Annotated in this window: 15 protein-coding genes; 7 read left to right on the top strand and 8 right to left on the bottom strand. The window is 71.7% G+C overall.

The window, feature by feature from the left end; translation table 11 throughout:
- Positions 1-152: 152 nt before the first annotated feature.
- Positions 153-1,382, bottom strand: coding sequence for an acyl-CoA dehydrogenase family protein (locus QMF80_RS22850; protein WP_283456112.1), 1,230 nt, complete (start codon positions 1,380-1,382; stop codon positions 153-155).
- A 188-nt stretch (positions 1,383-1,570) separates the two neighbouring features.
- Here QMF80_RS22850 and QMF80_RS22845 point away from each other — a divergent pair, with 188 nt between their 5' ends.
- Entirely contained in the window at positions 1,571-2,227 is a 657-nt protein-coding gene (locus tag QMF80_RS22845; protein WP_283456110.1) for a TetR/AcrR family transcriptional regulator, read from the top strand.
- Positions 2,228-2,287: 60 nt separating this feature from the next.
- Here the strand turns inward: QMF80_RS22845 and def are convergent, their stop codons facing one another.
- Entirely contained in the window at positions 2,288-2,827 is a 540-nt protein-coding gene (gene def / locus QMF80_RS22840) for a peptide deformylase (protein ID WP_283456108.1), read from the bottom strand.
- A 113-nt stretch (positions 2,828-2,940) separates the two neighbouring features.
- Between def and QMF80_RS22835 the strand changes: the two genes are divergently transcribed.
- The 6 genes from QMF80_RS22835 to QMF80_RS22810 all read left to right on the top strand — a co-directional run bounded on the left by QMF80_RS22835 (position 2,941) and on the right by QMF80_RS22810 (position 8,179).
- Positions 2,941-4,179: a MurT ligase domain-containing protein gene (locus QMF80_RS22835; RefSeq protein ID WP_283456106.1), complete on the top strand. Its 1,239-nt coding sequence runs from the start codon at positions 2,941-2,943 to the stop codon at positions 4,177-4,179.
- Positions 4,180-4,199: 20 nt separating this feature from the next.
- Complete coding sequence (locus QMF80_RS22830; RefSeq protein ID WP_283456104.1) at positions 4,200-4,928, top strand: type 1 glutamine amidotransferase; 729 nt, start codon at positions 4,200-4,202, stop codon at positions 4,926-4,928.
- A gap of 189 nt (positions 4,929-5,117) precedes the next feature.
- Positions 5,118-6,146: a 6-phosphofructokinase gene (locus QMF80_RS22825; RefSeq protein ID WP_283456102.1), complete on the top strand. Its 1,029-nt coding sequence runs from the start codon at positions 5,118-5,120 to the stop codon at positions 6,144-6,146.
- Between the two features lie 91 nt (positions 6,147-6,237).
- A complete protein-coding gene (locus tag QMF80_RS22820) occupies positions 6,238-7,194 on the top strand; it encodes a cytochrome c oxidase assembly protein (protein ID WP_283456100.1) in 957 nt (318 codons plus the stop codon).
- Between the two features lie 31 nt (positions 7,195-7,225).
- Positions 7,226-7,384, top strand: a complete 159-nt coding sequence (locus QMF80_RS22815) for a hypothetical protein (RefSeq protein WP_283456098.1) — start codon at positions 7,226-7,228, stop codon at positions 7,382-7,384.
- 84 nt (positions 7,385-7,468) lie between these two features.
- Positions 7,469-8,179 (top strand): lysophospholipid acyltransferase family protein, encoded by a 711-nt coding sequence (locus QMF80_RS22810; protein WP_283456096.1) that lies wholly within the window; start codon positions 7,469-7,471, stop codon positions 8,177-8,179.
- Between the two features lie 239 nt (positions 8,180-8,418).
- On the opposite strand, the gene QMF80_RS22805 is transcribed toward QMF80_RS22810, so the two are convergent.
- The 6 genes from QMF80_RS22805 to QMF80_RS22780 form a co-directional block, all read right to left on the bottom strand.
- Positions 8,419-10,011, bottom strand: coding sequence for an alpha/beta hydrolase (locus QMF80_RS22805; RefSeq protein ID WP_283456188.1), 1,593 nt, complete (start codon positions 10,009-10,011; stop codon positions 8,419-8,421).
- Positions 10,012-10,265: 254 nt separating this feature from the next.
- Positions 10,266-11,078: an urease accessory protein UreD gene (locus tag QMF80_RS22800; RefSeq protein ID WP_283456094.1), complete on the bottom strand. Its 813-nt coding sequence runs from the start codon at positions 11,076-11,078 to the stop codon at positions 10,266-10,268.
- Positions 11,075-11,761 carry an urease accessory protein UreG gene (ureG, locus tag QMF80_RS22795; protein ID WP_283456092.1) on the bottom strand — a complete coding sequence of 229 codons (687 nt, stop codon included), beginning with the start codon at positions 11,759-11,761 and terminating at the stop codon, positions 11,075-11,077. The genes QMF80_RS22800 and ureG overlap by 4 nt, the downstream gene beginning before the upstream one ends.
- 80 nt (positions 11,762-11,841) lie before the next feature.
- Entirely contained in the window at positions 11,842-12,516 is a 675-nt protein-coding gene (locus QMF80_RS22790; protein WP_283456090.1) for an urease accessory protein UreF, read from the bottom strand.
- Positions 12,517-12,533: 17 nt separating this feature from the next.
- Positions 12,534-14,255 carry an urease subunit alpha gene (locus QMF80_RS22785; protein WP_283456088.1) on the bottom strand — a complete coding sequence of 574 codons (1,722 nt, stop codon included), beginning with the start codon at positions 14,253-14,255 and terminating at the stop codon, positions 12,534-12,536.
- The gene (locus tag QMF80_RS22780; protein WP_283456086.1) at positions 14,248-14,559 is read right to left on the bottom strand and encodes an urease subunit beta; all 312 of its coding nucleotides are present in this window, start codon (positions 14,557-14,559) and stop codon (positions 14,248-14,250) included. The genes QMF80_RS22785 and QMF80_RS22780 overlap by 8 nt, the downstream gene beginning before the upstream one ends.
- Positions 14,560-14,567 lie beyond the last annotated feature (8 nt).

The following is a 14,567-nucleotide window of genomic DNA, read 5'->3' as shown; positions in this document are numbered from 1 at the left end:
CGGGCGGGGCGGGGGCTCGCGGGACGCGCCAGGAGGAGGAACGGCCGGCGGGGCAGGTCGTGCGTACGCAGTCCCGCCCGGCCCGCGACGCCCGGCACCGCGCCGCGGGCGCGCCCCCCGGGCGCCCGACGCTCCTTCTACGGCACGACGCCCTAGCGGATCGGCATGTCCGAGAGGGTGCGCGCGATCACCAGGCGCTGGATCTCGCTCGTCCCCTCGAAGATCGTGTAGATGGCGCTGTCGCGGTGCATCCGCTCCACCGGGTACTCCCGGGTGAAGCCGTTGCCGCCCAGGATCTGGACCGCCTGCGCGGTGACCTTCTTGGCGACCTCACTGGCGAAGAGCTTCGACATCGAGCCCTCCGCGGAGGTGAAGGGCTTGCCCGCGACCGCCATCCACGACGCCCGCCACACCAGCAGCCGCGCGGCGTCGATCGAGGTCCGCATGTCGGCGAGCTGGAAGGCCACACCCTGGTTGTCGATGATCGGGCGGCCGAACTGGGTGCGGGTCTTGGCGTAGTCGAGGGCCACCTCGTACGCCGCCCGGGCGGTGCCGACCGCCATCGCGCCGACGGCTGGACGGGAGGCCTCGAAGGTGGCCATCGCCGCGTTCTTCACGCGCTCGCCGCCGCCCGCGCGGGCCCGCTCACGGGCCCGGGCGAGCCGCTCGTCCAGCTTGCCCTTGCCGCCGAGCAGGCAGGATCCGGGGATCCGGCAGTCCTCCAGCACCACCTCGGCGGTGTGCGAGGCGCGGATGCCGTGCTTCTTGAACTTCTGGCCCTGGGAGAGGCCCGGGGTGTTCGGCGGCACGATGAAGGAGGCGTGCCCCTTGGTGCCCAGCTCCGGATCGACCACGGCGACCACGATGTGGACGTTGGCGATGCCGCCGTTGGTCGCCCAGGTCTTGGTGCCGTTCAGCACCCACTCGTCCTTGGCCTCGTCGTAGACGGCGCGGGTGCGCATCGCGCCGACGTCGGAGCCCGCGTCCGGCTCGGAGGAGCAGAAGGCGGCCACCTTCACGTCCGTCGCGTCGCCGTACATCTGGGGTATCCAGGTGCCGATCTGCTCCTCGGTGCCGTTGGCGACGACGCCGATGGCCGCGAGTCCGGTGCCGACGATCGACAGGGCGATGCCCGCGTCACCCCAGAACAGCTCTTCCATGGCCATCGGGATGCCGAGGCCGGTGGGGTCGAAGAACTGCTGGGCGTAGAAGTCGAGGGAGTAGATGCCGACCTTGGCGGCTTCCTGGATGACGGGCCAGGGGGTCTCTTCGCGCTCGTCCCATTCAGCGGCGGCGGGCCGGATCACATCGGCGGCGAAACCATGGATCCAGTCCCTCACCTGCTTCTGGTCGTCGTTCAGATCCATGGTGAACTCCGCCATGTCGTCCCCTCCAGCTAATGCGTGCCGATCACGTGATGTTACTCGCGGTAACATCACACCATGGCCACAGTCTGTTACTGACCAGTAGCCACTGTCAACGGCTGCCGCCGATAAGGTCGTCCTGGTGTGCGGGGTGTTACGTTGCGTGGGCGTCACGCACATCGCAAGGGCGGGGAGAGAAACACATCATGGAGACCACCCGGCAGGCCGGACAGGCCGGCGGCCAGCACGGATCGTCCGAGCACCGACGGCGGGAGCTGCTCGAGGCGGCCGACCGCGTCGTCCTCCGGGACGGCCCGAGGGCCTCCATGAACGCCATCGCGGCCGAGGCGGGCATCACGAAGCCGATCCTCTACCGGCACTTCGGCGACAAGGCGGGGCTCTACCAGGCCCTCGCCGTCCGTCACACCGACGCGCTCCTCGCCTCACTGCGCGCCGCGCTCGACGCGCCCGCGGAGCGGCGCAGCCGGGTCGAGGCCACTCTCGACACCTACCTCGCCGCGATCGAGGCCCGTCCGCAGGTCTACCGCTTCCTGATGCACCCGGCCGAGGACTCGCACACCGCCGAGCGCGGCTTCGACGTCGGACTGCACTCGGCCCCGCTGCTGCGCCGCCTCGGCGAGGAGCTGGCCCAGGTGATCGCCGAACGCGTGGACCTCGGTCCCTCCGGGGAGCGCCTGGCCCGGGTCTGGGGGCACGGGATCGTCGGCATGATGCACGCCGCCGGGGACTGGTGGCTCGGCGAACGCCCCTGCGACCGGGCCGAGCTGGTCGGCGCGCTGACCGACCTGCTCTGGGGCAGGCTGGCGACCGCGGGCAACCGGCCCGACGGCCCCGGCTTCTGACCTCGGGGCCCGGGCGTACGCACGCCCGGCGCGACGAGGCCGGGGCGCGGGGACCAGGGGTCAGGACGACCAGGGCGCGCGGCGGATCGCCCGCCGCAGCCTGCGCAGCCGCAGGCCGGTGACCCGGTCCGCGTAGACCCCGCCCTCCAGGTGGTCGCACTCGTGCTGGAGGCAGCGGGCGAAGAACCCGGTCCCGGCGATCCGCACCGGGGCGCCGTCCGAGGTGACCCCCTCGACCACGGCACGGTCGAAGCGGACCGTCCCGGCCTCCAGACCGGGCAGCGACAGACAGCCCTCGGGGCCGAGCAGCTCCAGGCCGTCGGCCTCGACCAGCCGGGGGTTGACCACGTGCCCGACGTGGCGGACGTCCTCGTCGTCGGGGCAGTCGTATACGAACACCCGCTGGCTCACGCCGATCTGGTTGGCGGCCAGGCCCACGCCCTCGGCGGCGTACATCGTGGCGAACATGTCCTCGATGAGCCGGTCCAGGGCCGGACCGAACTCGGCGACCTCCGCGCACGCGGAGTGCAGCACCGGATCGCCGAGCAGGCTCATGGTGCGGACGAGGCCTGAATTGCCGGGGATCGGACGCTGTCGCATGACCGCAAGGGTACGCGGAGCGACTATATGAGGGATTCAGAGGGCGCCGCGGTCAGGGCTCCCACCGGTTCTGGATAGGCTGGGGCCGACCGACGCAAGGAGGACAAGGGACGATGGCAGGCAACACAGAGCCGCTTTCGCCGCGGGCCAAGCTGGCCGTGACGGCGGGCAAGGCCGCGGCGGCGGTGTCGCGGGCCGCGGGACGCGGAAGCGGGTCGGTGATCGGCGGCAAGGTCGCGCTCAGGCTCGACCCCGATCTTCTCGGCGCGCTGGCACAGCATCTCGATGTCGTCCTCGTGTCGGCAACGAACGGCAAGACCACCACGACCCGGCTCATCGCGGAGGCCCTGCGCGCCAGCGGCCCCGTCGTGTCCAACGCGCTGGGCGCCAACATGCCCGCGGGCATCACCTCGGCCCTGGCGGGCGGTTCGGACGCCAAGTACGGCGTGATCGAGGTCGACGAGAAGTACCTCGCCGGCGTCGCCCGGGACGTGACCCCCAAGGTGATCGCGCTCCTGAACCTCAGCCGCGACCAGCTCGACCGCGCCGCGGAGACCCGCATGCTCGCGGAGAAGTGGCGCGAGGGCCTCTCCGGCTCCAAGGCGGTCATCGTCGCGAACTGCGACGACCCGCTGATCGTGTGGTCCGCGTCCTCCTCGCAGAACGTGGTGTGGGTCGCCGCGGGCCAGGAGTGGAAGGACGACGCCTGGTCGTGCCCCTCCTGCGGTGGCGTCATGCAGCGTCCGGGCGACGACTGGTTCTGCGGTGAGTGCGGGTTCCGCCGCCCCACCCCGACCTGGGCGCTCAGCGGCGACCACGTGCTCGACCCGCACGGCAGCGCCTGGCCGATCCACCTCCAGCTACCGGGCCGCGCCAACAAGTCGAACGCCGCCGCCTCGGCCGCCGTCGCCGCCGTTTTCGGGGTTCCCCCGCAGGTCGCGCTGGAGCGCATGTACCAGGTGCAGGCCGTGGCCGGGCGCTACGACGTCATCACCTTCCAGGGCCGTGAGGTCCGCCTGCTGCTCGCGAAGAACCCGGCGGGCTGGCTGGAGACGTTCTCGCTGATCGACCCGCCGCCCACCCCGGTGATCCTCTCGGTCAACGCGCGGGGCGCCGACGGCACCGACACCTCCTGGCTGTGGGACGTCGACTACCCGCGGCTGGCGGGTCACCCGATCTTCGTGATCGGTGACCGCAAGCTCGACCTCGCGGTCCGCCTGGAGGTCGCGGGGCTGGACTTCCGGGTCTGCGAAAACCTGGACGAGGCCGTGCAGCTGGCGCCGCCCGGCATGATCGAGCTGATCGCCAACTACACCGCCTTCCAGGACGTGCGCCGCCGCGTCGGCAACTAGTACCCCTAAGGACAAAGAGCATGAGTGACAACAGCCTGCGTCTGGTGTGGATCTACCCCGACCTGCTGAGCACGTACGGAGACCAGGGCAACGCCCTCGTGGTCGAGCGCCGCGCCCGCCAGCGCGGCCTGGACGTCCACCGCGTGGACGTCCGCAGCGACCAGCCGATCCCGACCTCCGGTGACATCTACCTCATCGGCGGCGGCGAGGACCGGCCGCAGCGGCTGGCCGCGGACCGGCTGCTGCGCGACGGCGGCCTGGAGCGGGCCGTCTCCAACGGGGCGATCGTCTTCTCGGTCTGCGCCGGGTACCAGATCCTCGGCCAGGAGTTCGTGAACGACCTGGGCGAGCGCCAGCAGGGCCTCGGCCTGCTGGACGTGGTCACGGTGCGCGGCGAGGGCGAGCGCTGCGTCGGCGACGTGTACGCGGACATCGACCCGCGGCTCGGCCTGCCGCAGCTGACGGGCTTCGAGAACCACCAGGGCGTCACCCACCTCGGCCCGACCGCCCGCCCGTTCGCCAAGGTGCGCCTCGGCCGCGGCAACGGCAGCGGCGACGGCACCGAGGGCGCCTACAACGACACCGTGTTCGGCACGTACATGCACGGGCCCGTCATGGCGCGCAACCCGCTCATCGCGGACCTGCTGCTGAAGCTGGCCCTCGACGTGAACGCGCTGCCGCCCATCGACGACCGGTGGTACGACGCGCTGCGCGCCGAGCGCATCGCGGCGGCCACGCAGCCCGCGTAACCGCCTCCGCACCGCCCGTCCGGCCCGGATTCCCCAGGGGATCCGGGCCGACGTGCGTTCGCACGACGGATGTGACCAGCATGTGGAGGATGGTTCAGTCCTGTGGGCATCCGCTTGTAGGGTGACCGGTAGTTCCAACCGGACGACGTGGTCCGGTCATCGGCCCACGTTGCAAAGGTCCTGCCTGCCATGCGCATTGGTGTGCTCACTTCCGGAGGCGACTGCCCCGGCCTGAATGCCGTCATCCGTTCCGTCGTGCACCGTGCGGTCGTCGACCACGGTGACGAGGTCATCGGTTTCCTCGACGGCTGGAAGGGCCTGCTGGAGGGCGACTACCGGAAGCTGGACCTGGACGCCGTCAGCGGCATCCTGGCCCGCGGCGGCACCGTCCTCGGCTCCTCCCGGGTCCAGCCCGCCCACCTGCGGGGCGGGGTCGAGACGGCCCGCGGCCACGTCGCGGACCTCGGTCTCGACGCGATCATCCCGATCGGCGGCGAGGGCACCCTGAAGGCCGCGCACCTGCTGTCGGAGGCCGGGCTGCCGATCGTCGGCGTACCGAAGACCATCGACAACGACATCCCCTCGACCGATGTCACCTTCGGTTTCGACACGGCCGTCGGCGTGGCCACCGAGGCCCTCGACCGGCTGAAGACCACCGCCGAGTCCCACCAGCGCGTGATGGTGGTCGAGGTCATGGGCCGCCACACCGGCTGGATCGCGCTGCACTCGGGCATGGCGGCGGGCGCGCACGCGATCGTCGTACCGGAACGCCCCTTCGACATCGAGGAGCTGACGGCCATCGTCGGCGAGCGCTTCTCGGCGGGCAAGCGGTTCGCGATCGTCGTGGTCGCCGAGGGCGCCAAGCCCGCCGAGGGCTCTTCGATGGCCTTCGAACAGGGCGGCACCGACATCTACGGGCACGAGCGGTTCGCCGGGATCGGCAACCGGCTCGCGGTCGAGCTGGAGGACCGCCTGGGCAAGGAGGCCCGTCCGGTGATCCTGGGCCACGTCCAGCGCGGCGGCACCCCGACGGCGTACGACCGGGTGCTCGCCACCCGCTTCGGCTGGCACGCGGTGGAGGCCGCCCACCGGGGTGAGTTCGGCATGCTGACCGCCCTGCGCGGCACCGAGATCGTCATGGTTCCGCTGGCCGAGGCCACCCGGACCCTCAAGACTGTCCCCGCCGAGCGGTACGCGGAGGCGGAGACCGTTCTGTGATGGTTCCCCCCTCTTGACACCGCCCCCGGACGCATCGGCGTGCGGGGGCGGCACTACTGTGGTGGGGCATCACGGTCAAGGGAGTACACGCATGAACCACCTCGCGCACGACGGCATGGATATGGGCGACCTGCCGCCGTTCACCCTCGGGCGCGGGCTGGAGTTCTCGTTCGACGCCTTCTTCCTGTTCGGCTCCCTGATCGGCCTCGGGCTCTACCTGGGGGCCGTGGTGCGGCTGCGCAGGCGCGGTGACTCCTGGCCGCCGGGCCGCATCGTCGCCTTCACCGCGGGCGTGCTCACCGTGATGCTGGTGATGTGCACCAAGCTGAACGACTACGGCATGGTCATGTTCAGCGTGCACATGATCCAGCACATGGTGATCAGCATGCTGACCCCGATCCTGCTGCTGCTCGGGGCGCCCATGACCCTAGCCCTGCGCGCGTTGCCGCCCGCCGCCCGCGGCCGCAGGGGACCGCGCGAACTGCTGCTGATGTTCCTGCACAGCCGGTACATGCGGGTGATCACCCACCCGGTGTTCACCATCCCCATGTTCATCGCCAGCCTGTACGGCCTGTACTTCACCCCGCTCTTCGACTTCCTGATGGAGTCCAGGGCCGGGCACATCACGATGATGGTCCACTTCCTCGCCGTCGGCCTGGTCTTCTTCTGGCCGATCATGGGCGTGGACCCGGGCCCGCACCGGCCCGGCTACGTGATGCGGATGCTGGAGCTGTTCGCCGGGATGCCCTTCCACGCCTTCTTCGGCATCGCGCTGATGATGGCGAGCGAGCCGATGATCAAGACGTACGCCGACCCGCCGGCGAGCCTGGGCATCGACCCGCTGCTCGACCAGCAGTGGGGCGGCGGCATCGCCTGGGCCTTCAGCGAGATCCCCTCGGTCCTGGTGCTGATCGCCCTGACCTACCAGTGGTACCACTCCGAGCAGCGGTCGGCGAAGCGCTCCGACCGGGCCGCCGACCGCGACGGCGACAAGGAGCTGGCGGACTACAACGCATATCTGGCCTCGCTCCAGGCGCGTGGACAGTAGCGCGGGAGCCCTCGGCGCGCCACCATGGGGCATGACCGGATCTGTGAAGGCGATGGCCGTGCTGACCTGTGCCGCGCTGGTGGCGGTGGCGGCGTACTCGGTGGCCCTCGGCAGTAATGGGTGGCTGTGGTTCGGGTGGGTGGTGCTGGGGCTGCTCACTGCCGCGACGGCCGCTTCGCGCGGCGTCTGAGGGGCATGCTCTCGTACGGTCCGTAGCCGTCCCGTACCGCTGGTAGGACGACGGCGACCACGGGACGTCGACGGGAGCGGCCTGATGTTCTACTACCTGCTGAAGCACGTACTGCTGGGACCCTTGCTGCGGCTGCTGTTCCGGCCGCGGATCGAGGGGATCGAGAACGTCCCGCCCGACGGCGCGGCCATCGTCGCGGGCAACCACCTGTCCTTCTCCGACCACTTCCTGATGCCCGCGATCCTCGGGCGCCGGATCACCTTCCTCGCCAAGGCCGAGTACTTCACCGGGCCCGGGCTGAAGGGGCGGCTGACCGCCGCGTTCTTCCGCAGCGCGGGGCAGATCCCGGTGGACCGCACCGGCAAGGAGGCCGGCCGGGCAGCCATCCGTGAGGGGCTCGGGGTGCTGGCCAAGGGCGAGCTGCTGGGCATCTACCCGGAGGGCACCCGCTCCCACGACGGCAGGCTGTACAAGGGCAAGGTGGGGGTGGCCGCGATGGCGCTGGGGGCCGGGGTGCCCGTCGTCCCCTGCGCGATGGTCGGCACCTTCGAGATCCAGCCGCCCGGAAAGAAGATCCCCAAGATCCGGCGGGTGACGATCCGCTTCGGTGAGCCCCTGGAGTTCAGCCGGTACGCCGGGCTGGAGAACGAGCGGGCCGTGCTGCGCGCGGTCACCGACGAGATCATGTACGCCGTCCTCGGACTGTCCGGTCAGGAGTACGTCGACCGCTACGCCGCCGAGGTCAAGGCCGAGGAGGAGGAGACGCGGAAGAAGGCCCGGCGCCCGGGGCGCTGAGCCTTCTCCACGTCATGCGTGCTCGGTCAGGCGGAGCCCGTCGTCCCTGGATCGGGTCGTCGGCGTACCTCCCCCAGCCACCGCCGGGAGGTGCCCCCGCGGCGGGTGGGGCCCGACGCGCCCTAGGAGTGTCCTGAAGATCTTGGAAACGCGCCCGGCTTGCACCAGGTTGCCCCGATCGACATTTACCGGTGAATCGGGGTGACTCGGGCGCCCCGAGCAAGATCTTCAGCAGTCTCCTAGCGGACGGCCGGGAGCTCCTCCAGCGCCGGGAGGTCGGACGCCGGGGTCTTGGCGAGCGACTTCGCGGCGGCCGGGACCGGGGCGACCGGGGTGGCGTGCGGACCGCACGTCACGTCCTTCGCGTCGACCTTGCCGGTGAGCAGGTAGGTGTCCACCCGGGTGTTGATGCAGGGGTTCACCAGGCTGGTGACACCGTGCGAGCCCGCGTTCTGCTCGGTGATCAGACGCGAACCGGCCAGCCGCTTGTGCATCGAGACCGCGCCCTCGTACGGCGTGGCCGCGTCCCGCTCGGACTGGACGATCAGCACCGGGGGCAGCCCGCGCTTCGCGCCGACCTCGATCGGGGTGGACTGCTTGGCCCTCCAGGTCGCGCAGGGAAGGTTCATCCACGCGTTGGACCAGGTCAGGAAGGGGTACTTCTGGTGCAGCGCGGTGTTGTCGCGGTCCCACTTGGCCCAGCTGGTGGGCCACTTGGCGTCGGCGCACTCGACCGCGGTGTAGACGGCGTTGCCGTTCTCCGCCGTCGCGTTGGCCTTCGTGTCCGCCATGTCCGGGGCGATCGCGTCGACCAGCGCCTGGGTGTTACCGGCGAGGTAGGCGCTGAAGGTCTGGGCGACGGGCACCCAGGAGGAGTCGTAGTACGGGGCGCTCTGGAAGAAGCCGATCAGCTCGGCCGGACCGACGAGCCCGCCGATCGGGTTGGCCTTGGCCTTGGCACGCAGGGTCTCGTACTGGGCCTGGACCTTGGCGCGCGTGTCGCCGATGTGGAAGACCGCGTCGTTCTTGGCGACCCAGTCCTGCCAGTCGTTCCAGCGGCCCTGGAAGGCCACGTCCTGGCCGAGGTTGGCCTCGTACCAGATGTTGTCCTGGTCGGGGTTGACCACGGAGTCGACGATCATGCGGCGCACGTGGGTCGGGAACAGGGTCGCGTAGACCCCGCCGAGGTAGGTGCCGTAGGAGACGCCGAGGTAGTTCAGCTTCTTCTCGCCGAGGGCGGCGCGGATGACGTCGAGGTCACGCGCGGTGTTCGGCGTGGTCATCTGCGGCAGCATCTCGCCGCTGCGCTCCTTGCAGCCGTCCGCGTACTCGGCGGCCAGCTTGCGCTGCGCGTTCTTGTCGGCCACCGAGTCCGGGACCGGATCGGCCTTGGGAACCTTGACGAACTCCTGCGGGTCGATGCAGGAGATCGGCGCGGAGTGGCCGACGCCGCGGGGGTCGAAGCCCACGAAGTCGTACGCCTTGGAGGTGTTCACCCAGAGCGGGCTCTTGGTGGTGACCCGGCGCGGGAAGCGCATGCCGGAACCGCCGGGGCCGCCGGGGTTGTAGATGAGGGCGCCCTGGCGCTCCTGCGGAGTGCCGGTGCTGCCGATCCGGTCCACCGCGATGTCGATGGTCTTGCCGAACGGCTTGGTGTAGTCGAGCGGGACCTTCACCCAGCCGCACTGGATGGGAGCTTCAAAACCCCAGTCGGCCGGACAGGCCTTCCAGTCGATCCCGGTGTGGGCCGCGCGGGCGGCGGCGAGCTGGACGCCCACCGCTTCCGGGATCCCGTAGGAACGGCTGTCGGAGGCCGCGGCGGGTGTGGCCATGACGAGGCCCGCCGTGAGCGTGCCGGCGATCAGAGTGGCAGCGCTCCCCAGCGCTGCGGTGCGTATCACGTGGTTGTTCCCCCTGCGTCAGGTGCCGCCGTGGGCGGCCGACTTCGGACGACGTGCAGGGGGATCTTCGCGCCTGAACTCCACGCGACAACAGTGCGCGGTCGCGTTCTTTGCCAACCCGATATCCGGATTGAGGTGTACCGCTGAGCGGTGTCCTGGTTCGTCCCGGCTTTACCGGGCACCCGCTACCAGGCGTACGTCCGGCATACGTCGTCCAGCAGCACGCGCAGCGCCAACGCGTTCGGGGCCAGGGCCGTCACGAGGAGGGCGGGCCCCGCGAGCGGGGTGAGCACCGCCCGTTCGCCCAGCATGGCGGCGGCGGGCGGGTGCTCCGCGAAGGCCGGGTCCACGATGAGGAGTTGACCGACGGCCCGGGCTCCGGCGAGCCCGGCCGGGCCGTCCCAGCCGTCCGGGGCCCCGGGCCCGCAGGCGAGTTCCTGGTCCAGCAGCGGCGCCCCGCCCCGGTTCACGGTCAGCCTGCTGCGCAGCAGGCCCGGCACCTCACCGGCCCGCCCGAGCACCTGCTCCTCGCGCAGCACCAGCCGGGCGGTGGGGGCCAGCTCGACCCGGGTGCGCACCCACAGGTCGCTGCCCTTGACCGAGACGAGCTGCTCGGGCAGCCAGCGCACGGCCGCGCCCTCCTCCAGGGTCAGGAAGGTCTCGTACAGAGCGGGCGCCCCGCCCCGGCCGGGCAGCGCCAGGGTGGCGGCGGCGGTCCCCAGGGCCAGCCGGGCGCCGGGGCCCGCGGCGGCCTCGATGGTGAGGTGGTCCCCGCCCAGGGGCGCGCTCATCGCGCCGACCAGGGTGACCCGGGCCTCGGCGGGGTCACTCCCCCGGGTACGGCGCAGCGCGAAGGGGCCCTCTCCGCGGAGCAGGGGCAGGGCGGTGCCGCCGCGGCCGTCGGCGACCGCGCGGATGCGGGCGGTGGCCCGCAGACCGACGGCCGCAACCTCCGGGGCGGGGGCCGCGGACGGGGCGGCCGGGGCGGCGGTGCTCACCGGGCGCTCCAGGCCGCGAGGTTCCCGCGCACCCAGTCGGCCACCGGGGCCACGCCCTGCGGGCCGCGCAGCGACTGGAAGGCGACGGGGAGTTCACCACGCTGCTCGGCGGCGTCCCGGGCCATCCGGTCCAGGTCGGAACCGACGTAGGGGGCGAGGTCGGTCTTGTTGACGATGAGCAGGTCGGCGGTGGTCACGCCGGGGCCGCCCTTGCGCGGGATGTCGTCGCCGCCCGCCACGTCGATGACGAAGATCTGGGCGTCGACCAGCCCGCGGGAGAAGGTGGCGGTCAGGTTGTCGCCGCCGGATTCGACGAGCACCAGGTCCAGCGGGCCGATCGCGTCCTCCAGCTCCTCCACCGCCTCCAGGTTGGCGGAGATGTCGTCGCGGATCGCGGTGTGCGGGCAGGCCCCGGTCTCCACGGCGGCGATCCGCTCGGGCGGCAGCACGGCCTCGCGGAGCAGGAACTCGGCGTCCTCGCGGGTGTAGATGTCGTTGGTGACGACGGCCATCGAGAACTCCGCCCGCAGCGCCCGGCAGAGTGCGGCGACGGTGGCGGTCTTGCCGGAGCCGACGGGGCCGCCGAGTCCGATGCGCAGGGCGCGGCGGGAGCCGTCGGCGCGCAGCGGCGCGGCGCTGTGGGAGTGCCGGTGCGGGAAGGTGCCTGCGTGGTCGAGGTGCATGGAAGCTCCTTGGGGAGGTCGATCGGGGCAGGAGGAGCGGGCGGCTCGGACAGCTCAGGAGGCTAGGAGCCTCGGGCGGCTCAGGAGGCGAAGAGCCGGACGGGCCAGCCCGCGTGGGCTTCGGCGGCGATCTCCAGCAGCGGGGAGGAGCAGGCGGGCAGGGCCTCCACTCCGGCCGAGAGCGCGAGCCGCGCGGCGTCGGCGGCCTGCGCGGCCACCTCGTCCAGGGCCGGGGCGAGGCGGGCGAGCACCCCGCTGGCCTCGAAGGGGTCTAGGCCCAGGAGCCGTACGGTCGCGGTCGCCGGTCCCCCGACGGCCTCGTACGCCGCCACGTGGGCGGTGTCGAGCGGCCCGAGCCCGGCGGCTCGGGCGGTGACGCCGAGCACCACGGGCTGGTGGGCCCCGCGCGGGAACGCGGCCGCCACCGCTTCGAGTTCCGGCGAGGGCCAGGTGGCCCGGGCGGCCCGGAGCAACTGGCGGCCGAGCCTGCGCGCCGCGGCCCGCAGTGCGGGGGACGGCGTACGGGCGTCGGCCGCGGCGTCCAGGACGGCGGGATCCATGCCGAGGGCGGCCGCGGCGGCGAGGGCCGCCGCGACGAGCCCAGCGGTGCGCAGCCTGCCGCGGCAGAACGCTTCGAGGGTGACGTCGTCGTGGATCCGGCCCGCCTTGACGGCGGCCTCGGCCCCGCCGGAGTGCGCGTGGCCTCCGGCGGGGAAGCGGCCGTCGGCGAGGACGAGCAGCGCGGCGCGGCTCATCGGAGGAAGCCCCTCATCTAGAAGAGGAAGTAGCGCTGGGCCATGGGGAGTTCCGCCGCGGGGGCGGGTTCCACGGCTTCGCCGTCGATGGTCACCGTGAAGGTGTCGGCGTCGACCTCGACGCGCGGGCGCGCGTCGTTGTTGCGCATGTCCTCCTTGGTGACCTTGCGGGTGCTCTCGATCGCGACGAACTCCTTGCCAAGGCCCAGACGTTCGGGCAGGCCGTCGTCGATGGCCGGCTGGGAGGTGAAGTTGAGCGAGTTGTAGGCCGGCGAGCGGCCGGTGGCGCCGAACATCGGGCGGGGCAGCACCGGCTGGGGGGTGGGGATGGAGCCGTTGGCGTCGCCCATCTGCGCGTACGCGATCTGGCCGCCCTTGATGACCACCTCGGGCTTGACCCCGAAGAAGGCGGGCGTCCACATCACCAGGTCGGCGAGCTTGCCCGGTTCGACCGAGCCGACCTCGCGGGCGAGGCCCTGGGCGACGGCCGGGTTGATCGTGTACTTGGCGACGTAACGGCGGGCCCGGTGGTTGTCGGCGGGGCCGTCGCCGGGCAGGAAGCCGCGACGCTTCTTCATCACGTGCGCGGTCTGCCAGGTGCGCATGACGACCTCGCCGATCCGGCCCATCGCCTGGGCGTCGGAGGAGATGATCGAGATGGCACCCAGGTCGTGCAGGACGTCCTCGGCGGCGATGGTGGAGGGCCTGATCCGGGACTCGGCGAAGGCGAGGTCCTCGGGAACGGCGGGGTTGAGGTGGTGGCAGACCATCAGCATGTCGAGGTGTTCCTCGATGGTGTTGACGGTGTGCGGCCGGGTCGGGTTGGTCGAGCTGGGCAGGATGTTCGGCTCCGAGACCACGGTGATGATGTCGGGCGCGTGCCCGCCGCCCGCCCCCTCGGTGTGGTACGAGTGGATGGTCCGCCCGCCGATGGCCGCGAGGGTGTCGGCGACGAAGCCCGCCTCGTTGAGAGTGTCGGTGTGGATGGCGACCTGGGCCCCGGTCTCGTCGCAGACGCTCAGGCAGGCGTCTATGACGGCGGGAGTGGCCCCCCAGTCCTCGTGGATCTTGAACCCGAGCGCGCCGCCGCGCAGCTGCGCGTACATGGCGTCGCGGGACATGGTGGTGCCCTTGCCCAGGAGCCCGATGTTGACCGGGGCGTTCTCCAGCGCGGCGAACATCCGGCCCAGGTGCCAGCGGCCGGGGGTGACGGTGGTCGCCTTCGAGCCCTCGGCGGGTCCGGTGCCGCCGCCGACGAGGGTGGTGATGCCGGAGGCGAGGGCCTCGTCGATGATGGTCGGCGAGATGAAGTGGACGTGGGTGTCGATGCCGCCCGCGGTGATGATCTTCCCGTTGCCTGCGATGATCTCGGTCTCGGGGCCGATGATCAGGGCGGGGTGCACCCCGTCCATGGTGTCGGGGTTACCCGCCTTGCCGATCCCGCAGATCCGGCCGTCGCGCATGCCGATGTCGGCCTTCACGATGCCCCAGTGGTCCAGCACGACCGCGCCGGTGATCACCGTGTCGGGGGCGCCCTCGGCGCGCGTGGTGCGGGCCTGGCCCATCGATTCGCGGATCACCTTGCCGCCGCCGAAGACCGCTTCGTCGCCGGAGCGTCCGGGGCCTCCGCTGAGGTCCTCCTCGATCTCTACGAAGAGGTCGGTGTCGGCCAGCCGGATCCGGTCACCCGCGGTGGGCCCGAACAGGTCGGCGTACTCCTGACGCGACAGCTCAGCCATCGAGCGGCCCTCCCGTTTCCCCGCGCAGGCCCGGCACGGTGCGCAGCCCCGCCAGCGGTACGAGTTCCACCGCGACCGGGATGCCCGGCTCGAAGCGGACCGCCGTACCGGCGGCGATGTTCAGCCGGAGCCCGTGGGCGGCCGAACGGTCGAAGTCGAGGCCGGGGTTGACCTCGGCGAAGTGGTAGTGGGAGCCGACCTGGACGGGCCGGTCGGCGGCGTTGAGCACGGTGAGACGGGTGACGGCGCGGCCCTCGTTGAGGCGCACCGGCCCGTCCCCGAAGCGGATCTCGCCGGGGATCATGCGGGTAC

Origin of the sequence: Streptomyces sp. G-G2 (assembly GCF_030063135.1) — a bacterium.
Classification (GTDB): domain Bacteria; phylum Actinomycetota; class Actinomycetes; order Streptomycetales; family Streptomycetaceae; genus Streptomyces.
The sequence above is the reverse complement of the archived record's forward strand: the minus strand, read 5'-3'. Positions and strand labels throughout refer to the sequence as shown.